This is a genomic window from Pseudomonas sp. BJP69 (assembly GCF_007633355.1).
GTDB lineage: Bacteria > Pseudomonadota > Gammaproteobacteria > Pseudomonadales > Pseudomonadaceae > Aquipseudomonas > Aquipseudomonas juntendi.
The window spans coordinates 4,206,021-4,228,993 of the sequence record NZ_CP041933.1 but is presented as its reverse complement, the minus strand read 5'-3'; the positions used below and the strand labels follow the sequence as shown (position 1 = coordinate 4,228,993).

The window sequence follows — 22,973 nt, the reverse complement described above, 5'->3', positions numbered from 1 at the left end:
GCGCTGCTAAAGCGGCCAGACCAGGCCGGCGCCAGCCAGGTAGACCTGGCTGGTGGGCAGCGGCGCTATTTCCCAGCCGCCGGTGAACTCACCGAATGCGGGCAGCAGGCTCACTTGTTCATCGATCAGAAAGCACGGCAGGCGCAGGCGTTGCCTGGCCCTGCCACGCAGGATGAAGACCGGGTGCACGTGGCCGGCCAGCACTGGCCGTTCCGGGTGAGCATGCGGTTCGTGCTGCAGGGCGAAGGGACCCAGCAGCCAGGGTTCATCCAGCACTGTGATGCCCAGCGTTTCGGGGGGATCGCCGGCGTTGTGATCGTGGTTGCCGCGTATCAGCACGATGTGCAGGCCAGGATGGCGGTCGCGCCATGCCTGCAGACGAGCCAGCGTGGCAGGAGCCCGCGCGCTGCGCGCGTGCAGGAAGTCGCCGAGTACGATCAGCTGTTCGCAAGCGTAGTGGGCGAGCAGGTCATCCAGCCGCGCCAGGGTCGCCTCGGTGGTGCCGCGCGGCACCGGTTGGTGCAATGCGCGATAACTGGCGGCTTTGCCGATATGCACGTCGGCAACCAGCAATGCACGCTGCGCCGGCCAGTAGATGGCCTTGTCCGGGAGCAGCCATAACTCCTGGCCGCAATGTTCGATGGCCTGATGCTGTTGAGTCATTCCTTGTTCGCCGCCTGTTCCAGTTCTGCCACCATTCGCGCAATACGGTCCGCCAGCTTCTCGGTGCTCAACGTCTCGCGCATGCCCTCCACCAGCAAGGCGAACGCCAGCGGCCCCGGCCGCTTCAATGCCCGCAGGTCCAGTTGCAAGCCGGCCATTTTCAACAGTTGGCGATGCAGGCGGTCAATTTCCAGTTCCTCGCTCAGCACCTCGTCACGGGCCTGGCCGAGGAGCAGGTTGCCTGCATCATGTTTGCGAAACACCTCGTAGAACAGGCCACTGGAGGCTTGAATCTGCCGCATGCTTTTCTGCGCCGCCGGATAGCCGCCAAACACCAGCCCGGCAATCTGGGCAATTTCCCTGAAACGGCGTAGCGCCATTTCACCCGCGTTGAGGCTGGCCAGCACATCCTCCAGCAGTTGCTCGGTGCCCAGCGCCTGCGGCAAGTGCGTCGCCCAGTCCACATGGCTAGGGCTGAGCAGCTCGAAGCCATAGTCATTTACGGCAATCGATACCGACAGGGGTTGCTGGCGGCTCACCCGCCAGGCAATCAGGTTGGCCAGGCCCAGGTTGGCCATGCGCCCGGCGAAGGGGTACAGGAACAGATGCCAGCCCTGGCGCGACTTGAAGGTCTCCGCCAGCAGCGTAGCCGTGGTGGGTAGAGCCGACCATTGGGCTTGCAGTGCCAGCAGCGGGCGCACGGCGCGCATTTCCGGGCCGGTAAAACGTTCGTGGGCGGCAGCGTCGAGCTGTTCGACCAGCGCATCGGCCAGCTCGCTCGACAAGGGCATGCGCCCGCCGTTCCAGCGTGCTATGGCAGCCTTGCGTGCGGTGCTGCGGCGTACGTAGGCGGTCATGTTTTCCACCCGCACCAGTTCCAGTACCCGCCCGGCGAACACCAGCGTATCGCCGGGCCGCAGGCGGGCGATGAAGGCCTCCTCGACACTGCCCAGCGTCTTGCCGCCGCCGCCCTTGCTCCAGTACTTGAGCTGCAGGCTGGCATCGCTGACGATGGTGCCGATGCCCATGCGATGGCGCCGCGCCAGGCGCTCGCTGGCCACTCGATAAACGCCGTCGGCATGGCGCTCGACGCGCTGGTAGTCGGGGTAGGCCGTCAGTGAACTGCCGCCGTGGCAGACAAAGTCCAGGGCCCACTGCCACTGGCTGTCGCGCAAGCCGGCGAACGCCCAGGTGCTGCGCACTTCGGCCAGCAACTGGTCGGCGCGAAAGCCACTGCCCAAGGCCATGCTGACCAGGTGCTGCACCAGTACGTCCATGCACAGCCGGGGGGAGAAACGCGCCTCGATGTGCCCGGCTTCCAATGCCTGGCGAGCGGCTGCTGCCTCGACCAGCTCCAAGCTGTGGGTAGGCACGAGGGTTATCCGGGAGCGCCGCCCGGGGGCATGGCCCGAGCGGCCGGCCCGTTGCATCAGGCGTGCGATGCCCTTGGCCGAGCCGATTTGCAGCACCCGCTCCACGGGCAGAAAGTCTACCCCCAGGTCCAGGCTGGAGGTGCAGATCACCGCCTTCAGGCTGCCCTGCTTGAGGCTGCGTTCGACCCAGTCGCGGGTTTCCCGGGCCAGTGAGGCATGGTGCAAGGCGATCAGGCCGGCCCAGTCGGGGCGGCTTTCCAGCAGGGCCTGGTACCAGAGCTCGGCTTGGGCCCGGGTATTGGTGAACACCAGGCAACTGGTGCTGGCGTCGACCTCGCGGCTGACTTGGTCGAGCATTTTCAGGCCCATGTGCCCGGCCCAGGGAAACCGTTCTATGGCCCCGGGCAGCAGGGTATCGACCTGCAGTGCTTTGTCTTGCCGGCCTTGCACCAGCAGGCCGCCCTCGGGCAGCAGCACGTCCCGTGCATGCTGCAGGTTGCCCAAGGTGGCAGACAAACCCCAGGTCGGCAGGCCTGGGTGCCAGCGGCGCAGGCGGGCCAAGGCCAGCTGCAGTTGTACGCCGCGTTTGTTACCCAACAACTCGTGCCATTCGTCGACCACTATCAAGCGCAGCGTGGCGAAATCGGCTTCGGCCTGGGCACGCGTCAGTAGCAGGGTCAGGCTTTCCGGGGTGGTGACCAGCACGCTGGGCAGGCGCCGCGCTTGTCGGGCCCGCTCGGCACTGCTGGTGTCGCCGCTGCGTACGCCGACACTCCACGGCAAACCCAGCTCATCAAGGGGCGCTTGCAGGGCGCGCGCAGTGTCGGCGGCCAGGGCGCGCATGGGCGTGATCCATATCACCTGCAAGGGTGCTGCCTGGCGCCCCTGCGCCTGGGCCTTGAATGCGCGCAGTGCCGCCAGCCACACCGCGTAGGTTTTGCCGGCACCGGTGCTGGCGTGCAGCAGGCCAGACTCGCCACGCTCTACCGCCGCCCAGACCCGGCGCTGGAACGCGAACGGTTTCCAGCCACGTTTGCTGAACCAGGCGTTGGCGAGGTCGGTGGTGGGCATGGGGCGCAGGGTCCTTCGAAGGTTGTGCTTCTACAGACCACCCGCCGGCGGCAATGGTTTTACCGGATCAATTGCCCAACAGGTAACCGCTTCGGCACACCTGCTCGCCGGCCACATGGGCGATGACCATGCCCGCGGTAGCCATGCGCCGTACGCTGCGGGCGTACAACAGACCGGCCTGGCTATTGCGCACGGCAGTGACCCGGTCGCTGAGGGGGTCGATGACTTCGGCGATCAGTTGGCCTGCCGCCAGTTGCTGGCCTGGTTTGGCGTGGTACACCAGCAATCCACCCAGGGGTGTCGCCACCGGTTCTACGGCGGCCAGCGGTGTAGCCGGGCGCAGCAGGGCGGGGAGTGCCGGCTTGGCACCCTCGATAATGCCGGCATGGGTGAGGAAGTCGAGAATCGCCCCGCAATCCTTGCTGGCCAGTGCGTGGCTGACGTCGGCCTGCCCGCGCAACTCGACCGTGACCGAGCAACAGCCCAACGGGATAGGGAAGCGTTTGCCGAAGCGCTGCTGCAACTGCCACCAGACCAGGCTGAAGCACTCGTCGAACGACTGCCCGCCCGAATCGGTGGCCAGCAGGCTGGCCTGTGCACCCAGGTACCGGGCCAGCGGTTCGATCTGCGGCCAGGCGTCGGGTGTGGTGTACAGGTGCTCCACCGCTTCGAAGTCGCAGTGCAGGTCCAGTATCAGGTCGGCATCGCAGGCCAGCCGTTGCAGGATCAGGCGCTGGGCCTGCAGCGGCGTACGCGCCGGGTGCGCGTCCAGCCCGCGGCGCAGATACTCGCGGATCAGCGCAACGTTGTGGGCAGGGTCCTGGCTGAGGTGCTCTTCGATCTGGTCGCCGATGGTGTCCGACAGGTCGACGAAATTACGGTTGAAATTCTCGCCACTCTGTAGCTCGAAGCGCCCCAGTGGCGCGTCCAGCAGCACCTGCTCCAGGCCAACCGGGTTGGCCACCGGCACCAGGATGATTTCACGCTGCAGACGGCCTTGTTCTTCCAGTTCTGCCAGGCGGCGCTTGAGGTGCCAGGCGACCAGCATGCCGGGTAGCTCGTCGGCGTGCAGCGATGCCTGGATATAGACTTTGCCACCACCGCGGGGGCCGAAGTGGAAGCTGTGCAGTTGGCGGGTGATGCCCGGAACGGGTGAGAGCAGGTCGTGTGTTGAATGGTGCATGGTGGTCCTGGCTGCGTGGCGAAAACGGTCTGCGACACGGGTCGGCACACAGATAGAAGCACAGTTTTCGGCGTTGTGCCTGCATAGGGTTTGCCGAAACTCGGTGAGGGTGGGCTGCGCGAGCGAGCCCGCCCACACCGCGGCCACCCAGCCAGCAACCTAGGCCAGCAAGGCCTGCAGCGTCGCCAGGTCGTCGGCCTCTTCCACCGGTTTGTCCAGGCGCCAGCGCAGCATGCGCGGGAAGCGCACGGCGATACCGCTCCTGTGCCGGCGGGACAGGGCGATGCCCTCGAAGCCTAGTTCGAACACCAGGGTGGGGGTCACGCTGCGCACCGGGCCGAAGGTTTCCACGGTGGTTTTGCGGATGATGCTGTCGACCTTGCGCATCTCCGCGTCGCTGAGCCCTGAATACGCCTTGGCAAACGGCACCAGTGCCCGCCCAGGCGTGCCGGCCGGCGCGTCCCACACGGCGAAGGTGTAGTCGCTGTACAGGCTGGCCCGGCGGCCATGGCCACGTTGGGCATAAATGAGCACGGCATCGACGCTGAAGGGGTCGATCTTCCACTTCCACCAGGTGCCCATGTCCTTGGTACGGCCCACGCCGTACAAGGCCTCACGCTGCTTGAGCATCAGGCCCTCGACGCCAAGGCTGCGGGATTGCTCACGCTGGCGGGCAAGGTCGGCCCAGTCCGGGCCTTCGAGCAGCGGCGACAGCAGGACCGGGGCAAGCGGGTGTTCTTCCACCAGGCGTTGCAGCTGGGTGCGGCGTTCGTGCTGCGGTCGGCTACGCCAGTCTTCGCCTTGCCACTCCAGCAAGTCGTAGGCTTGCAGCACGACAGGCGCGTCGGCCAGCAGCTTCTTGCCCAAGGTTTTGCGGCCAAGGCGCTGCTGCAGCAGCGCGAATGGCTGCACGGCCAGCTCCGTCGATGACTCGCCCGGCTTCCACACCAGGATCTCGCCATCCAGCACCACCCCATCAGGCAGTGTCTGCGCCAGGCCATGCAGTTCGGGGAAGCGCTCGGTGACCAGCTCTTCGCCGCGTGACCACACCCAAAGCTGGCCCTCGCGCTTGACCACCTGGGCACGGATGCCGTCCCACTTCCATTCGATCTGCCAGTCACTCGGCGGGCCGAGCAAGGCGTCGAACTGCTCGCTGGGCACCTGCAGTGGGTGGGCCAGGAAGAAGGGGTAGGGCTGGCCGCCGCGCTGACTGTGTTCATCGGCGGACTCCTCGGCGATCAGCTTGTGGTAGCTGGCGGCGCTGGGGCGGTGACTGATGTCGGTATACCCAACCAGCCGCTGGGCCACGCGTTTGGCGTCCAGCCCGGCCAGTTGCGCCAGCGCACGGGTGACCAGCAGCTTGGACACGCCCACGCGGAAGCTGCCGGTGATCAGCTTCAGGCACAGCATCAGGCTGGGGCGTTCCAGTTGCGCCCACAGCGCTGGCAAGCGTTCGCGGACCTGCTCGGGCGGCAGGCCCCGCAAAGGCAGCAGATGGTTTTCAACCCAGGCTGCCAAGCCTTCGTCGTTGCCTTCTGCATGCTGCGGCAGCAGCAATGAAATGGTTTCGGCCAGGTCACCGACTGCCTGGTAGCTTTCCTCGAACAGCCAGTCCGGCAGGCCGGCCATGGCCGTTGCCAGTTCGCGCAGCAGGCGCGTCGGCACCAACTGCCGAGGGCGCCCACCGGCCAGGAAATACACCGCCCAGGCAGCATCTTCGGCGGGCGCGGTGGCGAAGTAATCACGCAGCGCTTCGAGCTTGGCATTGCTGGAAGTGGTCGCGTCCAGGCGCAGGTACAACGCAGCGAACGCTTTCATGGCGCAGGCTCGGGCGTGGCTGCATCGTCTTCGTCGCCATACTCGGTCACGAAGGCACGGGCATCCAGGCCTTGTTCGTTGAGGTAACGCACCAATACATTGACCGAGCCATGGGTCACCATCACCCGTTCGGCACCGGTCTGGCTGATGGCCCAGAGCAGGCCTGGCCAGTCGGCATGGTCGGAAAGCACAAAGCCCCGATCCACACCCCGGCGCCTGCGGGTGCCGCGCAGCAGCATCCAGCCGCTGGCGAACGCGTCGCTGTAGTCACCGAAGCGGCGCATCCAGCTGCTGCCGCCGGCTGACGGAGGCGCCAGGACCAACGCCCGGCGCAGCATGGGGTCGTTGCGCGCGATATCGCCGGCATAGCGGGTATCGGGCAGATGCACACCGGCTTCACGGTACACCCGGTTGAGCGGTTCGACGGCGCCATGCACCAGGATCGGGCCGATGCTCGCGTCCAGGCCGTGCAGAATCCGCTGGGCCTTGCCGAAGGCGTAGCAGAACAGCACGCTGGCCTTGCCCAGTTCGCAATTGGCCCGCCACCAGGCATTGATGCCGGCGAAGATCTCGCTTTGGCTTGGCCAGCGATAGATCGGCAAGCCGAAGGTCGACTCGGTGATGAAGGTGTGGCAGGGCACCGGCTCGAAGGGGGTACAGGTGCCATCAGGCTCGACCTTGTAGTCGCCGGAGGCTACCCAGACCTCGCCCTGGTACTCCAGGCGCACCTGCGCCGAACCCAGCACATGCCCGGCCGGGTGCAGGCTCAGGGTCACGCCGTGGTGCTGCAGGCGCTCACCGTAGGGCAGGGTCTGCAAATCGATGTGCTGGCCCAGGCGGCTGCGCAGGATGCCGGCGCCCGGGCTGGCGGTCAGGTAGTGGCCGTTACCGGTGCGGGCATGGTCGCCGTGGCCATGGGTGATCACGGCGCGGTCCACGGGCCGCCACGGGTCGATGTAGAAATCACCGGGTGGGCAGTACAGGCCTTCGGGGCGAGCGATGACGAGGTCCATGGCGTAGGCGCTGGTTACCGAGAGTACTTGTTAGGAGCTCGGAACCAGCTTGGGAGTTCGAACCATTTCTTCGAGGGAAAGGGTCACAGGCTTCCATGCCCGGGTACGCTACTTGCCCGGCACCAGCGTCAAGCGCTGGTTGCCATACGCTCGCGCGAAGTTCTGCTGTTGCAGCGGCAAGCTCATGAAGCGGCCTTTGAACCAGGCATCCAGCCCATCGCTGTAATGGGCGCTGGCCGGGTTGCCGGACTGGCCACTGCTGGTCAGCACCTGCAGCGGTTCGGCCTGGCCGAAGTCGACGATCATGCGCGCGGAGGCGGGCAGGCGGGTGGTGAAGTCACTGCCCCAGGCGTACGGGGTGAGCGCGAGGGTAGTGAAGTCGCCACCTGCGGCTTGCGGCGCACGGCTGAGCGCATCGCCCAAGCCATGGTAGGCCGGCGCCGGCCAGTGGTACTGGTGCAGCTTGCCCCATTGCCAGGCGCGGCGGTCGGCGCCCAGCTGCGCAGTGCCGGCATCTACGGCTGCCGCCAGGCTGCGGGCCAGAATGGCTGGCTTGTCTTCTTTCTGCGGGGTGTTGCGGTCGTCCCAGAACGGGCTGTCGTCGCGCCCCAGCAGGTGATCGGCCTGTGCCGAGAACGACAACCGCGCGTTGCTTACGAAGGCCTGCCAGGCAGGGCTGGACGCAGGGCCGAGGTCATCGAGGAAGGTCTGCCTGGCGACTTCCTGCAGGAACAGTTCATACAGCGCGGCGTCTGCCGATACCGGGCTCAGGCGACCGTCGAATGCCTTGAGCCGCGCCAATGCCTCGCGGGCCTTGTCGCGTTGTGCGCCTGGCAGGGCGTCGATTGCCTGCTTCAGCGGCTGGGCCATGCCGGGGGCGTCGAACATCTGCTTGAGCTGATTGGCCAGTAGCGTGACCTGGTCGTTCTGCAGGGCCATCAGGCTGCGGCTGTCATGGCGGCCATTGCCAGCCAGCTGGGCCAGGCGCTCGGCACGCTCAGGGTAGTACCAGGTGCTGGACAGCTGCATGCCATAGCCGCGTGGCTGGCTGCGCTGGTTGGCATGGCCGATCCAGCCAGCAGTGGGGTCCTGGTCGTACGGGTGCAGCATCGGGTCGGCGTAGCCGTCCCAGTCATAGCGCCCGTCCCAACCAGGGGAGGGCAGCAGGCCCTGGCCTTCGCGGCGGTTGGGGTAGCGCCCGCTGACCTGCCAACCGATGTGCTCGGGCTCGGCGAACACGAAGTTGAGGGCGGCCGTAGTGACCTCGCGGGTGCTGTCGAAGGCGCGCTCGAGGTTGCCGGCGCGGGTCAGGTCGAAGAGCGCATCCAGGCTCCGGTCGCCCTTGAACTGCGGCAAGTTCAGGGCCAGGCCCAGGCTGGCGTTGTCGGGCTGGGCCAGCAGGGTGCCGTGCCGGGTGTCATACATCACTTCGCGCTGTGGCCGCTGGCCGCGCACGAAGAAGGTTTCGCTGCGCGCGCGGGCCGGCACCCACTTGCCATCTGCCAGGTAGCTCAGCTGGCTGCCCTGGCGGCGCAGTTGTTCCAGGAACAGGTCCTGGTTGTCGGCCATGACTGCGCTGCTGCTCCAGGCCAGTTTGCCGTTGTAGCCGGCCAACACGATCGGCAGGCCCGGCAGCGACAGGCCGGCAACCTGGTACTTGCTGGTGTGGATTTGCACCGGGCTGAGGGCCCAGGCGGCGCGGCTGTCACTGGCCAGCAGGCTTTTGCCGCTGCGGCTGCGTTGCGGGCCCAGGGCCAGGTTGGCCGAGCCTGGGCTACCGAGCAGGTCGAGGTCGGCCAGCTTCTGGCTGGCGGCCGCCAGCGCCGGCAGCCCTGGCAACTGGCTGGCCAGGTTGAGGCCCTTGAGCTTGTCGACTTCGCTTGTGGCCAAGGGCTCGTCCGGTGCACCGGGCAGCAGCCAGGCCAGTTTGTCGCTGCCGACTTTCTGCGCCAGGGTCAGGGCGCTGATTTCTTCCTGCAGGTTCACCGACTGGCTGAACGCATACAGGCAGAAAAGCAGCGCCGAATCTTCAGGCTTCCAATATTCGGGGCGATAGCCACTGTTGGCCAAATCCGCTGGCAGCTTATCGCGGTAGCGGAACAGGTAGGCATTGACCCCGCGTGCGTACACCTCGAAAAAGCGCTTGAGCCGTGGCGATGCGTCGGCGTATTGCTGGGCGGCGCTTTGCTTGAGGTTGGCGGCGCGCATCAGGCGGTCGATGTCGAGCGCGTCGCTGCCGGCCAGTTCCGCCAGGCGGCCTTGGGCCAGCAGGCGCATGGCGACCATCTGTTCGATGCGGTCGCCGGCATGCACATAGCCCAGGCTGAAAAGGGCGTCATGGAAACTGCTGCTTTCGATCAGCGGTGCGCCCATGGCATTGCGCCGCACCGAGACGTTCTGTGCCAGGCCCTTGAGCGGCTGCACGCCGCTGGCGGGTGGCACGCTGCCCTGGTAGCCGCCGGTCTGGCAGCCGGCCAGCCCAAGCAGGCCGAGCAGCGTGGCAGCGGTGGTGAACCGCGGGCGGAAATGAGGAAAGGCGGCGGCGGCCATGGCAAGGGCTCCTGCAGGGCGAGGCGAGTTTGCAAAGGCGCTAAGGTAGTGAGCGCGCAGGCGCCATGCAAGGTCCCAGGTCGGTTTATTTGCCGGTGGCGGGTCAAACCTCGAAGTGCCCTGCCAGGGCATCGGAAAAATGCGTGCAATTGATGCGGGCGTAACGCCGGTAATCACGGCTGACAGCGAACGCCGAGCCGGGCATCAGCAGGATCTTGTGTTGTTCCAGCTTGCGCATCAACGGCTGCAGGTCAGGCAGTTGCGGGTGGTAGACCCAGAGGAACATGCCACCCTGCGGCGCGATCTCGAACTGCCAGCCGCGCTCGAGCAGCAAACGCTGTGTCTGTACTTGCTGGCGGATCAGCCGCTGCTGCACATCTTTCATGTGCCGGGCGTAGGTGCCGTCCGACAGGATGGTGTTGACGAAACGCTCGCAAAACGCCGGCACCGCCACGCAGGTCAGCAGCTTGAGGCGGGTCAGCGGCTCGATCAGGTCTTGCGAGCAGGCGATGAAACCTACCCGTAACGACGCCGACAGGCATTTGGAAAAGCTGCCGATGTAGATGACCCGGTCCAGGTTGTCCAGCTCGGCAAACGTCTGGCGCACGGCCGGGCTGAAGTCGCCATACACGTCATCCTCCACCACGTAGAACTCGTGTTCCACGGCCAGACGCAGCACGCTGAAGGCGTTGTGCGGGCTGATGTTGCTGCCAGTGGGGTTGTGGAAAGTGCTGTTGCAGAAAAACGCCTTGACCTTGTGCCTGGCCAGGTAGCTGCGCATTTCTTCTACGTCTGGCCCGTCCTGGGTTCGGCGGATGCCGACCACCTGGCCGCCGGCCAGTTGTATCAGCTTGATCAGGTTGCCGTTGCCCGGCTCGTCGACGAACACATGGTCACCCGGCTTGATCAGCAACCGGGCGACCAGGTCCAGGCCCTGGGTGGCGCCAAGCGTGGTCAGCAACTGGTTGGGGCGCACTTCAACCCGGGTCAGGCGTTTCATGTGCACGCACAGCTGTTTGCGCATGGGCAGGTAGCCCTGGATATCGCCGTACTCGGCCAGGGAGCTTTGCTCCAGCCGCGCCGTGCGCCGAATCGCCTTGGCCAGCAGCTCGGTGTCGCGCCACGCCGGGGGCAGCCAGCCGCTGCCAAGTTTGGTGTAGTGCTGGCCGCCCTGCAGCAGCCGGAACAGCGGGTCGCCGGCCATGCACTCGGGTTCGTGGATCACGTTCGCCTGCCGGCTGCGGTTGGCGACGAAGTAGCCGCGCCCTGGCGAGGCGGTCAGTACCCCTTCGCTGACCAGCTGGGCATAGGTCGAGACCACATCGTGGTAACTGAAATGGACCGCCGCCGTGAGCTTGCGAATGGAGGGCATGCGCTGCCCCGGCAACCATTCCCCTGCATCCAGGCGTTGCTTGAGCAATTGATGAAGGCTGCAGGTGCTCATGGCAGGTTCCCAACCGTTAGAAAAAAAAGCCTAACAGTTAACGGAAATGCTTGTCGACTGTTCGTTTGCACATGGCCATTACCTGCCACTATTCCCTCGTCGGAACTTTCGGCTGCCAGCCCTGGCAGCCCGTTTAACGTCTGTAAATACCAGACAACTGGATATCGAGCCGTGCACCCTATGGACATGCAATCAGCCGTCATTGCCAGGCTTCCTGTGCCTGAAGAACTGGAGTCATTCAACGTTGTAAAAAACCTTGTGACCTCGGCGTTACTGGAGTGCTGTTCAATTGAAGAATTCGAAGCGCTGAAACAAACCGATGTTATTGAACGGGTGGCGGAACAGGCCCATGACGACTTGTTGGCATTCGCCAGCAAAGACCCTGCCGCCGGCCGCGACCTGGTATTCATTGCCAGAACTTATACGTCCTATTCGGCGGTTTTGCATTATCGGCTTGCACACTGGGTGTACCGCCATGGCGCATCGGTATATGGCGCCGGTGGGCAGTGCCTCGCCGCCATGATCTCGCGCCGCGGCAAGATGCTGTCGGGCGCAGAGATCCACTTCCGCAGCCGTATTGGCGCGCGCTTCATCATCGACCACGGCATGGGCACCGTCATTGGTGAAACCGCGACCATCGGTGACGACTGCTACGTGCTCGGCGGCGTCACCCTGGGGGCCCGCGGCATCAGCGGCAACCCTTCCAGCCCCCGCCACCCGACACTGGGCGACCGGGTTCAGGTCGGCGCGTTCGCCAGCGTGCTCGGGGCTATCCACATTGGTGACGGCGCCTTCATCGGGCCGGGCTGCATCGTTACCAAAGACATCCCTGCCGCCGCCCGGGTGCAGGTCAAAACATCATTGCAGGTGGTACTCGAGTCATGAATGCTCTGAATTACGAAGTTCTGCGCAATACAGAAAAACTGTATTACAAGGATCAATACCTGGCCGCTGCCAATACGCAAGTAACGCGCGTGCACAGCGACGGTATCGAGTTGCAAAGTACCGTGGCTTATCCAGAAGGCGGTGGCCAGGAAGCTGATTATGGAATCATTGAACTTCCGATCGGCAAGGTGCGTTTTGTCTGGGTCAAGAAACTCTATGGCAGCCCTATTCGCCTGGAAGGTTTCAAAGGCGGGAAACTGGGCGGCATCATCATTCACACCGTGCACCCGGACGACTTGCACTTGCTCGATGAAGTGACTGTCGATATGCCTGCCCGTGTGAGCATCGATATTCAACGGCGCGAGCGGCTAACACTCTCTCACAGTGCCAGCCACTTCCTGTATGCCGCTGCCATCGGCCTGCGTGAGGAACTGAAGCAGTGGACCATCGGCTGCCACATCAAGGAGGACACGGCTCGGTTCGACTTTCTGGTCGAGGACGCCTTCACCGCTGAGGAGGTGATCGAGATAGAACGGCGCGCCAACGAACTGATCGGTGGCGACGCGCCCATCGAGCATTACGCCGTCGAGGGGCTGGAAGACGCACGCTTGTGGACCTACAACGGCATCGAGATTCCGTGTGGTGGCACCCACCTCGATTCGCCAAGGCGCATAGGGCGCCTGAGCGTGAAGCGCAAACGGCTGGGCAAAGGCAAGGAACGCCTGATCTGCGTGTTCCCGGATGCCGAAATCGACCTTGGCGCCTACCACGAGCATGCCTTATGAACACTACCCTGCCGCGGCGCACCTACCTGTACTTCACCGCCCAGTCGATCAACCTGACCACCGCCGTGATGTCGGTGACCATGGCGGCCATCGTTGGCGCCGCACTGGCCCCCGACGCCGCATGGTCGACGGTGCCGTATGGGTTCCAGTTCCTGTGCCTGATGCTGGCAACCTACCCGGTTTCCAGGTTGATGAGCCGTATCGGCCGCAAGAAGGCCTTCATGCTGGGGGCCATTCCGCTGGCGGTGTCTGGTGTCAGCGGCTTTCTGGCGGTGGAGCACCAGCATTTTGCCACGCTGGTACTCAGCCACTCGGCGCTGGGTGTTTACATCGCCTTCGCCAACTTCAACCGTTTTGCCGCCACCGACAACCTTTCCCAGGCCCTCAAGCCAAAAGCCCTGTCGCTGGTCGTGGCCGGGGGCGTGATTGCCGCCGTGGTGGGCCCGACGCTCACCGAGTGGCTGCGCGACGTGGGTGGCTACCCACTGTTCTCGCTGTGTTATGCCGCGTTCATCGGCCTGGCGCTGTTGTCTTTGTTGATTGCAGTGTGCCTGCCCAACGACACCGGCCTGGCCGCTGCAACCGGCAGCGCTGCCACGTCGGCCAGCAGCCGCAGCGAGCCTTTGAGCCCCAGCGTGTTGGTGGCAATGGCGGTCGCGGCGCTGGGCTACGGCATCATGAACCTGCTGATGATCCAGGCCTCGATGCACATGAAGCATATGCACGAAGACTTTACCGACGTGCGCCTGGCCATCCAGTGGCACGTGATCGCCATGTTCGCCCCGTCATTCTTCACCGGGGCGATCATCCAGCGCCTGGGCATCCGGACTACCATCAGCGCGGGCCTGGCCCTGTTGATCGGCTGCTCGGCGCTGAATATCTGGTCGCACAGCTACAGCATGATGACCGTGGCGCTGATCGCCCTGGGGCTGGGCTGGAACCTGACCTACGTCGGCGGCGGAGCCTTGTTGGCGCAGTCGCTGCAAAACAGCCCGGCAGCGATGCAGATGCAGGGCAAGAACGATCTGGGCATTGCCATCTGCGCCACCATCGGTGCGTTCAGCCCCGCGCTGCTGTTGAGCACAGTGGGCTGGGACGGCACCAACGCCATCTGCATGGCCCTGTGCATCGGTCTGCTGATCGCCACCGTTGGCCTGTTGCAGAACAAGGCCTGCCTGCAGACTTCCATGGAAGGGAGCCGAAAATGAGCGAACTCATCAACGTCAGCGAGCGCATCTACACCAAGCTGGAAATGAACAACCCCGGTGGCAGCCACAAGTACCGCGCCGCCCGGCGCATCGTTGAGCACGCCGTGCGCAATGGCGACATCATCCCTGGGGTGACCACGGTCATCGAAAAAACCGGCGGCAGTTTTGGCTTCGGCTTGCTGGCGGCATGCCACGCGTATCAGGTGGCCGTCGAGCTGGCGGTTGGGCTGAGTTTCAGCCAGACCAAGCGGGACTTGCTGGAATGCTTCGGCGCCCGGCTGATTGGCAAGGAAATGCTGATGGCCGGTGCCACGCCCAGGGACGTGGTGATGCACCACCTGGAAAACCAGGCCGCGCTGGGCAAGTCATACTTCTATACCGACCAGTTCAACAACCCGGTGGGTATCGAGGCGCACCGCTACCAGACAGCCAGTGAACTGGCGCTGCAACTGACCAACGCGGGCGCCGGCAAGGACATCCTGTTCGTTGGCTGCGCGGGCACGGGCGCCAGTTTCACGGGCATTACCCTGGGGCTGAAGGATCACGGTTTCGAGGTGTCGACAGTGCTAGTTGACCCCAACGGCTGTGACTCCAAGGCTGGCGTATTCACCGATCACCGCTTCGAAGGCATGGCGGTAGGCGTCAGCCCGCCATTTCTGGACTGGTCGCTGGTGGACGAACGGGCGCAGGTGCAGCATGCCGAAATGTTGGCAGCGCAACGTTGGTTCTACATGCAAAGCGGGGTATTCGTCGGTAACACGGCCGCCGCCTGCCTGGCGGTTGCCCAGCGCATGGCCCAACAGCCGCGCTATGCGGGGACCACCTTGGTGACCATCGCCTATGACGCCGGCCTGTGGTACCAGGACTTGCTAGGGGCGAACCGGCGCAAGGCCGCGTAGCGCCAGGCACGGCGGGCAGTGCTGGACCGGGGGCATGGTGCGCGAAGCAGGCGCGGCGGGCCATACCCCCACAGACGCGCTAGATCAGGCGCCGTGGCACTTCTTGAATTTTTTCTCGCTGCCGCACGGGCACGGGTCGTTACGGCCAACGTCCTTCAGGGCGTTGCGTACCGGCTCCTGATGGCCGTGGTTGCAGTGTGGGCCGTGGACATGGCCGTGGTCGTGGTGATGGTCATGGTCGTGGTTGCAGTCAGGGCCATGAACGTGGGGTTGTTGGGACATTGCAGGGTTACTCCGGGATGTGATCGCCGGGGATTATCTCACCACTGCGCGATAAGTGCAGGTCCCGGTGAATCAGCAGGCCAGTGGCCAGGTCGCCCTGCAGGGTGTAATGCAGCGGCTGCCCACTTTTCAGCAGCTTGGCCAGTGGCTTGAGTTGCCGCCAGAGGTTGGTGCGTGCGGTGATCTTGAAGGTTCGCCGGTCGTGGCCGCCTACGCTGCGCCACAGGCTGGTTTCATCCTGCACCAGCAGCAGGTCATTGAGCCGCACGGCATAGGCCAGGCTGCGAATGAACAGACGGCTGTCGTTGGGGTTGATGACCTCCAGGTGCAGTACGAATTCCTGCTGCAGCAACCTGGCCTTGACCGTTTCGACCTCGACCAGGTGCACTTCAGGCGGGCGCCAGTCGTCTGCGCTCCAACTGGCGCAGCCCGTCAGCAATGCCAGCAGCGAACCGAGCAGCAGCAGACGGGCGCGTTCGATCATGCTCGGTTCCCCATGTAACTGGCGCAGCATTTCTTGAACTTCTGCCCGCTGGCGCATGGGCAGGGGTCATTGCGCCCGGCCTTCAACGCGACCGTGGGGTCTATGAAGTACCAGCGCCCGGCGTGCTGGACGAATGCCGAGCACTCGCGGTGCTGGTGGTCGCCGTCCGGGTCGTGCCAGCGTGCGGTGAACGTGACAAAGGCATGCTCGGGCTGGCCGCCCAGCACTTGGGCGCTTTCCACTTCCAGCCCCAGCCAGGTGCTCTGGGCGCTCCAGGCGGCCATGCCGGCGCGGTCCAGCTGGGCCTGTTGGGCTGGCAGGGTGGTGGCGACCAGGTAGTCGACCAGGCCCAGCACGTAGGCACTGTAGCGTGAGCGCATCAGCGTCTGGGCGTCGGGTGCGGGGGTACCGGCATGGTAATGCCCACAGCAGGCATCAAGCAGGTTGCCACTGCCACAAGGGCAGACCGAGACACTCATCATCACCACCAGTACTTGCCAAAGTTTTCCGGGTTGGCCCAGAACTGAGTGGGGTATGGCGGCAGGCCAAGCGTAGCGGGCTTCATAGAGGACCTCAAGGAGTTTGGTGACAAAGCTGGTGACAGTGTTGGTGACAGACAGCAAGACCGCAAGGGTGAATTAACCGGGGTCCTTAACGCGCCCACCGGCACCCATGCGAGGGCCTACGGGGGAGCCAGCGCGGGAAGTCTTGTAATGGTGACCTTTCAGATTTTTCTGTCAGATTCTCAAAGGGCCTTAGGGTGGTCTATGCGACCACAACCAGAACCCCAGTTGCACGGCCAGACAGACCCAGTAGAGGGCCTGTAGGTGGTCCATGGGGTTCTCCTTGAGGGATTAGAGTGACTTGTGAAAGCGAACGTCTGTGAGTTCGTGTTGCAGGGCTACCTCAAGGAGGCGCTCATATGAATGCGGCCAGCTCCCTTGGGATTGGTCGTCAGAGGCGCCTGATTGAAGCAAGGCATAGCATAGCGCCGCATGTGGAGTCAGAGACTCGACAGGCACTTTGGTTACTACCCGTTTACCCTTGTAGGTGTAACACAGCGTGACACTCATGGAGGCGTCTCGTCAGGACAAGTTAGTCATTCAGCATAGCCCGTCACGCTTCGTTTGAGGAAGTGTCATTCAACTCTCAGCAGGCCTTGAGACGCCTTGCAGCGGTCCTGATGTCCCTCATTGCGATTCGATAGTTGTCCTTCTCACGCTCGATCAGGTGGACCACAGCGGCCTGTACCGACACACGTTCAAAGCCTGAGCCTTCCAGTTCAAGCCAGCGCTTGACGATCATATTGGACAGCTTGAAGGAATACCGGGAGAGCAGCGTAAAGGTCAGCTCCTTGTCGAGGATGGTCAGCGGCTGGAAACGACCATAGCCATCTGGTGCCTTGGTCTCGACATACTGACATTGGTCCAAATCTGGGCCGATCTCGTTGAGCATCTTTCGGATGTCCCGAAGGACGTGCTTGTGGTTCTTCCCGGTGATCTCCGCGATCTCCAAGGACGACATACCGGGTAAGCCGTTGAGGGTCGTTGGGGAGACCGCTCCAGTCTTGGAGATTTTCTCGAAGATGGTTGCGGTGCTGTTGATCATGTTCATAGTGTCGATTTCCTTTTGGTAGTGCCCTTCAGGTCGCACCCACAGCCGAGCATCCAGACCCCGACAAAGGGACCCGGCGTGGCATGAAAGGCACTATCAGAAAGACTGGATTGGGTGATGCCCAGCGACGGGCGAATAGGTCTCCCCAGATTTGGGGCGTCCTCTTTAAGGAGAAGCTTCACGAAATTTCGGGAAGGTGGAGCGATATGCAAATCTGCACATCGTCTGATAGTGCCCCTGCCGGTCCCTCTTGGATCGGCCTTACGGGGCTCACAGAGGTGCCCTCAGATCTGAGGAGTCCTCCTTAGGTCAGCTTGATGTTGGTGATCATCGGGAACGCCACCATCTCGGTCTGGAGACCATCGGCGGTCAGCTTCACCTTGACCTTGCCGTTAGCCACGATGTCCACGACTGTCATGATCTCAATGTCCCATGCCTGATGGGCGCCATTGCGGGTCGCTTGGATCTTCCAGACGTTACCGTCGCGGCCTTCGCGGTAGCTCAGCGAGGTAAACATCTTGGGCAACAGGAACAGGCCGAAGTCAGTACCGCTGTAAGGCTGCACAGAGGCGCCGATGAGGTCCTCAATGTCACCCACGCCAGCACGCTGAGCAGCACGCTCAAGCACCGCCACCAGAGACACAGGCAGCAGGACCACAAAGTCAGACAGCGAGGTGCCTACGGTCTGGTTGATGTGGGTCGTCAAGAGGTCAATGAGGTCCTCAGCGATCTCTACAGGCTTGCCGGTTGGCTTAGCCTCAGAGAACACTTCGGTGCTTGGGGCAGTCGAGAGGATGCCAGCGATCTTGCCCGCAGCACTCAGTTCGATATCGCGCAGGATCTTGTCAGCGGTCTGCGCAAGGGAGCCCTCAGTGAAGCCCGCCATGATGTTGTGATCGAGGATGGTTGCACGATGGCTGATTACCAGAGCGGTATCGGTCGCCTCAGTGAAGATGATCGACCCGGCCAGCACTTCGCCTTTCTCGACGGTCTGGTTGTCCCAGTTCTTACGTGGGTCGAACTTAACGGTACGGTCTGCCATGGTGATGATCTGTTGACCAGTGGCCTCAGAGCCAGCCGGGCGGAACTCACAAGGAGTCGCCTCCATGGCAGCTTCACGCCACTCATCGCCGTTCAAATGGTCCTCAGCGGCCTCCACAAGGGCCTGCACATAGACAGAAGGATCAGTAGCCACTTCGGTCTCGCTACGGACATCGGCAGTATTGAAACGGATAGACCCAGCCTCATGACCCGGAGTGTCGTTGAAAACGGCAGTGGTGTAGGTGGACGGCTTGACATATTGATTAGGTTTCATGGGGATTGGTCTCCTGAATTAGATTGAATGAAGGTGGCAAGTTATCAGCCGTTGTTGCGAGAGCGGGCCGCTAAGATCTTCTGAGCGTGCGCACGATGGGCAGCAGCTCGTTCTTCCTTGTCGGCTTTCGCTTGGGCCAGTTCGCGAGGGGTTGGCTCACGGAGTCGCTCAGCGCGCTCATCGGCCTCACGCTGGAGCTTTTCACGCTCAGCCTTTTGGGCCCGCTTGGTCTCGAAGTAAGTCAGAGCGTCCTCTTGGATGGCCTTGAGGGACAGACCGGCTTCGTCGAAAGCCTTGATCACTCCGAACTTAGCGCCGTTGTTCCGGCCACATTGGGCCATCAGCAAGGGCAGCATTACGTTCTCGACGTACTCACGGCTGAGGGTCTGGCCCGACACAGTTACTTCGTTCTTCAGGACTTTGGTGATGGTGATGTTCATGGGTTTGGATCTCCTATAGGCGACCCTTTGATTCGACCTTGGCGCCATAGACGCGCACGACCAGACGGCCAAGGAGGGAGCCTCATGGGCATCTTCCAAGGTCGATCAAAAGGTTCTGGGGTTTGGGTATTGGTGATGCTGGATCACAGGACATGGCAAGCCTGAGAGGGCATCTTTAAGGACAACCGTGGCGACGGTCGTTTGTAGCTGGGAGGGAATCTTTTGCAGGTGATTCGGTGTGGTCCCAATAGTGAGGGGTTTTAACGTCACCTTGACGATGGAGCTAAAGCCTGATCGAAATTGGTTCTTTTCCGGCCATTGGGATGCTCAAAGGCGTCTTGGCGAGAGCTTGAAGGCTGACCCCAAGCGAGACCAGTTCGGAGACCCTTGAGGCCGTCCTTGGGGAGCCTCGAAAGGACACCTCTTTGATCAAAGCGTCAACGTCAAAGCAGACCATTCCATTCTCATAGGTTCTGTAGGTGGCGTGTCGATCATTGAGCAGGTTCTTAACGATGACCAACTGGGGACGTGAAGGCGTGGGGAAGACACGAGACAGGGCAATCAGGTCGTCTTCAGTGAGCGTATCGGTGGCTTGATAGCAGGTCATGTAGGTTCTCCTTAATGATGTCTATGAGATGGATGAAAGGGAGGGGTGATTATTATCACTACCCCTCTCACTCTGAGGCTGGTCGATCAGGTGTCGATAAGCTGAAAGGGTCGTTAAGATTTATCTTTATATTATCCGGCGTTAAGTCGAAGAAGCCCGGAATAGGGCCTCCAAGCCAATCTCAGCACCAATCTCTGCCTTGATCCCAGGATGTCTATCCACATACAAAGCGATCCCATGGGCAGCATGTCGGGCAGCCTTGGCAATGCGCTGGGCGGTCCTCAAGCTGATCTCACTGGTCTTACAGGCTTCCGCTGTGATCTCCGAAAGGAACAGCGCACCGATGACCGCTCGGGCCTTGACGTTTATCTTCCCGTTGGTGACTCCGGCACTGGTGATGATCGACCCAGTAACGATGTCGTCTATCCATGGCAGAGGATCGGGAATCGCAAGGAGGTGCATGTAGGCAGCGACCGGATTCACATAGCTGGTCTTGGGACGCCCACGGCCTCGCTTGGGGGCTTCGATAGGGGGATCGCTGGGCTTGGCTCGGGCTGCCTTTTCGGCTGCCGTTTGGTGGTCCTTAGAGAGGGACTCATCGGCTCGGCGTTCGGCTGCCCATGCTTGATACTGCGCTTCAGGATTTTGGAGTCGGACCATCTCTTTGCGAGTAACGGCCTCGCCAGTGATTGGGTCGATATGAAGGATGTGGCCCGTCTCGTGATCGACGTGGCGGTGCAGCGGTCCCGGTTGGGTAAGTAGGGTCATTGGATCGGTCCTCATGTTGTTGGTCGCAACAGTGAGGGGTTTTAACGACACCGATCCAATGACCAGCAAACACAGCGCTTTATAGCAGCCTTCAGGTTGCCTCAATAGGCTCGCCAGACCTTCGCCACAACATAAAGGATGAACCCTAAGGCCATGAATAGATTCCTGAACGTGTAATTAGACACAGTACGGTTCGCATACTTTTCCGCAAGCTGCTTGCCTCCGAGGTAGGAGACTGGATCACCATCATTACGTCCTTGTAGAAACGTGGTATTGAATTTCAGGACTTGGATCGTATTTTCAATGCGCTTATGAGCGAAAAACGCAGCCAAGCCAAGCACGATAAGGTCGATTAGGAAAAGGGTTTCTGGATTGAGACCGATCTTTCCATATGGGTTGCTTTGCGCGAGATACGCGCATGCTGCTGCTATTGCACCCAATAAGAAATGGTCCGATTTGGATGACGCATCGAGATATGCCTTGTGTAGCTCCGTGACTTGTCCCATTTCTAATCCCTTACAGAGTTTGTGGATGTGGTGATACCGATCATTTTGTTCATATTATCCAGCCACTAAACGCCTTAACGAGCGCCTCATGGAGTGTCCCCACAGGAAGCCTCTGAGACCCCGCATACAGGTCATATGTGATGTTCCCTGCACTGTGTCCAGTGATGCCCTGCGCGATTACCTCAGGGGTCGCAGCGGCCTTCAGAAGACCCGACAACGAGTGTCTCAGGGAGTGAAACGATTGGTCGCCCCCAGAGGCCAGCCCCAGAGGTTCCCTTAGAGCCTCATTGAGCGGCTTGTTGAAATAATGTTCCTTTGCCTTGAACAGACGGCCTTCGTTGGCATTGACCCACTCAAGGAAGGTCTGAAGGGAGAACCCATAGGCCCCATCAACCAGAGGGACTTGTCTCACAGAGAAGCTATTCTTCAGGGTCTTGCCACCGTTCTCATCTTTGTTGATGTCGATAACGGTGATTCCGTCCACCTGCTTGATGTCCTCTTTGTTCAACTGGTAGATCTCGCCAATACGGGCACCTGTAAGAACCCCAAGGGACAACGCCCAGCGCTTCCAGTCGTCAATAGCCAGACCATTCGCGTGATCCATGATTGTGATCACCTGATCCTGAGTCAGAGGCTTGCGAGTGCTCTCAGCGCCTCGCTCAATCTTCAAGCCCTTATCAAAGGAGCGCTCAAGGAAACCGTTATTTACCGCCCAGCTCATCACCGTTGATAGCTGAGTTAGTAGCTTGTTAGATGTCAGAGGTTTGCGACCATCAATGATTTTCTCCTTGAGCGCCACCATATCGGCCCGAGTGTGGGTCTTGAGGTTCAAGTCTCCAAGGAGCCCGCTGAGGGTTCGGCAAGCTGACGTAACTGATTTGTGAGTGGTGGCGGTGACGTTGCCTTTGCGCTCAGCCAGATAGAGCCCTGAGAGGGTCTCAAAGGTTGTCGGCTCGCCAGACGGTAATACAGATAGGGACACAGAAGGGGCTACAGACGTGCCACAAGATAGCTCCCCAATGATCTCCGTGAGGTCCTGCGGGCGACCATCAAGGCGGTCTTGAGCAGCCCTGAGCATACGTTGACCGGTGCCTATGGCTCGTTGTTGACTCGCATTGAACCGACCGGTTGAGGCTGCCTCTGCGAGGTGGTTGCTCATCTGGTCATAGATTTCCATGTAGAGGCCCCGTGAGTCCTCGCTATGGCCCTGTAGCGCGTCCTCAGCGATCTCCTTGAGACGTTCCTTGAGGTCCTCCCACGAAGCCTCAGGGCGGTCGAGGTGGAAGACAGCCAGTGTCTTGAGGATGTCCTTGGAGAACTGCATAGCGGTCGGCCTATCGGTAGATCTGAGAGAGATGGTGAGACTACGGGCGGAACAGCCCCGTGGACGGACCCTCAGGTAGTAGATCCCTGAGCGCCTGTAATGCCAGACAGATAGGTGCTGATCTGGTCTTTGGTGACAAGGCTGGTGACAGGCTGGTGACACTTGGCCCTGCTCGGGCATAGCAATGCTGGTGGTCATGGTGAGGTAAGCCCTTGATATTCATGGGTTTACCACCAGTACTTCCCGAACATTTCCGGGTTGGCCCAGAACCTGGCGTTGAGCCAGTCCGGGACCTGCTTGTAATCATGCAGATCATAGGTGAACAGGCTCAACACCTGCTCATCGCGGCAGAATTTCTCGCTGGCTGACAAGGCCAGGGCGAAGAAGTCGGTGTCCTGCCAGCTGCACGCCGCCAGGTCGGCCAGCACGGCAACCCGGCTGGCATTGAGGTTGCGAATGCCGCCCAGCAACTCCAGGCCGGTTCGCTTGGGCAGGTGTTCCAGGCAGTCCACCAGCAACGCCAGGTCGAAACGCTGGGCTGCCAGTTCGGCAGGCAGTGGCCCTGGCGCAGCAGTGGCGATGGTCACCTGCGGGTGCGCTTGGGCAAAGGCGTCCAGCGCCGGGAAGCGGGTGCCCACCAACAGCAGGCGTTGCGGGGTGAAGCGTTCGAGCAGGGCCGCCAGGGCCTGCTGCGGGGTACGTTGGGAAAAACCTGCGGTCATTGCCAATCCTCGTTCAAGT

General features: G+C 62.1%; 22 protein-coding genes. 4 read left to right on the top strand and 18 right to left on the bottom strand.

Annotated elements, in window-relative coordinates; translation table 11 throughout:
- Window positions 1–6: 6 nt before the first annotated feature.
- The 7 genes from pdeM to FPB55_RS19730 all read right to left on the bottom strand — a co-directional run bounded on the left by pdeM (window position 7) and on the right by FPB55_RS19730 (window position 11,115).
- Window positions 7–663: a ligase-associated DNA damage response endonuclease PdeM gene (gene pdeM, locus FPB55_RS19760; protein ID WP_144189137.1), complete on the bottom strand. Its 657-nt coding sequence runs from the start codon at window positions 661–663 to the stop codon at window positions 7–9.
- A complete protein-coding gene (locus FPB55_RS19755; protein ID WP_144189135.1) occupies window positions 660–3,107 on the bottom strand; it encodes a ligase-associated DNA damage response DEXH box helicase in 2,448 nt (815 codons plus the stop codon). The genes pdeM and FPB55_RS19755 overlap by 4 nt, the downstream gene beginning before the upstream one ends.
- A gap of 67 nt (window positions 3,108–3,174) precedes the next feature.
- Window positions 3,175–4,290, bottom strand: coding sequence for a succinylglutamate desuccinylase/aspartoacylase family protein (locus tag FPB55_RS19750; RefSeq protein ID WP_144189133.1), 1,116 nt, complete (start codon window positions 4,288–4,290; stop codon window positions 3,175–3,177).
- Between the two features lie 159 nt (window positions 4,291–4,449).
- Entirely contained in the window at window positions 4,450–6,108 is a 1,659-nt protein-coding gene (locus FPB55_RS19745) for an ATP-dependent DNA ligase (protein WP_144189131.1), read from the bottom strand.
- The gene (locus FPB55_RS19740; RefSeq protein ID WP_009684579.1) at window positions 6,105–7,121 is read right to left on the bottom strand and encodes a ligase-associated DNA damage response exonuclease; all 1,017 of its coding nucleotides are present in this window, start codon (window positions 7,119–7,121) and stop codon (window positions 6,105–6,107) included. The genes FPB55_RS19745 and FPB55_RS19740 overlap by 4 nt, the downstream gene beginning before the upstream one ends.
- A gap of 108 nt (window positions 7,122–7,229) precedes the next feature.
- On the bottom strand, window positions 7,230–9,671 hold the full coding sequence (locus FPB55_RS19735; RefSeq protein WP_125854510.1) for a penicillin acylase family protein: 2,442 nt from the start codon (window positions 9,669–9,671) through the stop codon (window positions 7,230–7,232).
- A 103-nt stretch (window positions 9,672–9,774) separates the two neighbouring features.
- A complete protein-coding gene (locus FPB55_RS19730) occupies window positions 9,775–11,115 on the bottom strand; it encodes a PLP-dependent aminotransferase family protein (protein ID WP_144189129.1) in 1,341 nt (446 codons plus the stop codon).
- A gap of 180 nt (window positions 11,116–11,295) precedes the next feature.
- Here FPB55_RS19730 and FPB55_RS19725 point away from each other — a divergent pair, with 180 nt between their 5' ends.
- Genes FPB55_RS19725 through FPB55_RS19710 form a run of 4 tightly spaced genes read left to right on the top strand, consistent with a single transcriptional unit; the run spans window position 11,296 to window position 14,892 of the window.
- The gene (locus tag FPB55_RS19725; RefSeq protein WP_009684584.1) at window positions 11,296–12,000 is read left to right on the top strand and encodes a serine O-acetyltransferase; all 705 of its coding nucleotides are present in this window, start codon (window positions 11,296–11,298) and stop codon (window positions 11,998–12,000) included.
- A complete protein-coding gene (locus FPB55_RS19720) occupies window positions 11,997–12,785 on the top strand; it encodes an alanyl-tRNA editing protein (RefSeq protein ID WP_029886592.1) in 789 nt (262 codons plus the stop codon). The genes FPB55_RS19725 and FPB55_RS19720 overlap by 4 nt, the downstream gene beginning before the upstream one ends.
- Window positions 12,782–13,993, top strand: a complete 1,212-nt coding sequence (locus FPB55_RS19715; RefSeq protein ID WP_144189127.1) for an MFS transporter — start codon at window positions 12,782–12,784, stop codon at window positions 13,991–13,993. Before FPB55_RS19720 ends, FPB55_RS19715 begins: the two co-directional genes overlap by 4 nt.
- A complete protein-coding gene (locus tag FPB55_RS19710) occupies window positions 13,990–14,892 on the top strand; it encodes a pyridoxal-phosphate dependent enzyme (RefSeq protein WP_144189125.1) in 903 nt (300 codons plus the stop codon). Before FPB55_RS19715 ends, FPB55_RS19710 begins: the two co-directional genes overlap by 4 nt.
- An 84-nt stretch (window positions 14,893–14,976) precedes the next feature.
- Here the strand turns inward: FPB55_RS19710 and FPB55_RS19705 are convergent, their stop codons facing one another.
- The 11 genes from FPB55_RS19705 to FPB55_RS19655 all read right to left on the bottom strand — a co-directional run bounded on the left by FPB55_RS19705 (window position 14,977) and on the right by FPB55_RS19655 (window position 22,954).
- Window positions 14,977–15,174 (bottom strand): SEC-C metal-binding domain-containing protein, encoded by a 198-nt coding sequence (locus FPB55_RS19705; RefSeq protein ID WP_009684590.1) that lies wholly within the window; start codon window positions 15,172–15,174, stop codon window positions 14,977–14,979.
- A 7-nt stretch (window positions 15,175–15,181) separates the two neighbouring features.
- Window positions 15,182–15,658: an LEA type 2 family protein gene (locus FPB55_RS19700; RefSeq protein WP_009684591.1), complete on the bottom strand. Its 477-nt coding sequence runs from the start codon at window positions 15,656–15,658 to the stop codon at window positions 15,182–15,184.
- Complete coding sequence (locus FPB55_RS19695; RefSeq protein ID WP_009684592.1) at window positions 15,655–16,137, bottom strand: YchJ family protein; 483 nt, start codon at window positions 16,135–16,137, stop codon at window positions 15,655–15,657. The genes FPB55_RS19700 and FPB55_RS19695 overlap by 4 nt, the downstream gene beginning before the upstream one ends.
- Before the next feature lie 670 nt (window positions 16,138–16,807).
- Window positions 16,808–17,272: a Rha family transcriptional regulator gene (locus FPB55_RS19690; RefSeq protein ID WP_054881156.1), complete on the bottom strand. Its 465-nt coding sequence runs from the start codon at window positions 17,270–17,272 to the stop codon at window positions 16,808–16,810.
- A gap of 304 nt (window positions 17,273–17,576) precedes the next feature.
- Window positions 17,577–18,587, bottom strand: coding sequence for a hypothetical protein (locus FPB55_RS19685; protein ID WP_041478056.1), 1,011 nt, complete (start codon window positions 18,585–18,587; stop codon window positions 17,577–17,579).
- A gap of 44 nt (window positions 18,588–18,631) precedes the next feature.
- Window positions 18,632–19,027 (bottom strand): hypothetical protein, encoded by a 396-nt coding sequence (locus tag FPB55_RS19680; RefSeq protein WP_041478055.1) that lies wholly within the window; start codon window positions 19,025–19,027, stop codon window positions 18,632–18,634.
- A 283-nt stretch (window positions 19,028–19,310) separates the two neighbouring features.
- Complete coding sequence (locus FPB55_RS19675; protein ID WP_041478054.1) at window positions 19,311–19,634, bottom strand: hypothetical protein; 324 nt, start codon at window positions 19,632–19,634, stop codon at window positions 19,311–19,313.
- A gap of 141 nt (window positions 19,635–19,775) precedes the next feature.
- A complete protein-coding gene (locus FPB55_RS19670) occupies window positions 19,776–20,402 on the bottom strand; it encodes a hypothetical protein (protein WP_054881155.1) in 627 nt (208 codons plus the stop codon).
- A gap of 101 nt (window positions 20,403–20,503) precedes the next feature.
- Window positions 20,504–20,908 carry a hypothetical protein gene (locus tag FPB55_RS19665; protein ID WP_041478052.1) on the bottom strand — a complete coding sequence of 135 codons (405 nt, stop codon included), beginning with the start codon at window positions 20,906–20,908 and terminating at the stop codon, window positions 20,504–20,506.
- A gap of 49 nt (window positions 20,909–20,957) precedes the next feature.
- Complete coding sequence (locus FPB55_RS19660; RefSeq protein ID WP_041478051.1) at window positions 20,958–22,232, bottom strand: site-specific integrase; 1,275 nt, start codon at window positions 22,230–22,232, stop codon at window positions 20,958–20,960.
- A gap of 227 nt (window positions 22,233–22,459) precedes the next feature.
- Entirely contained in the window at window positions 22,460–22,954 is a 495-nt protein-coding gene (locus FPB55_RS19655; protein ID WP_009684600.1) for a DUF6231 family protein, read from the bottom strand.
- Window positions 22,955–22,973: the final 19 nt, after the last annotated feature.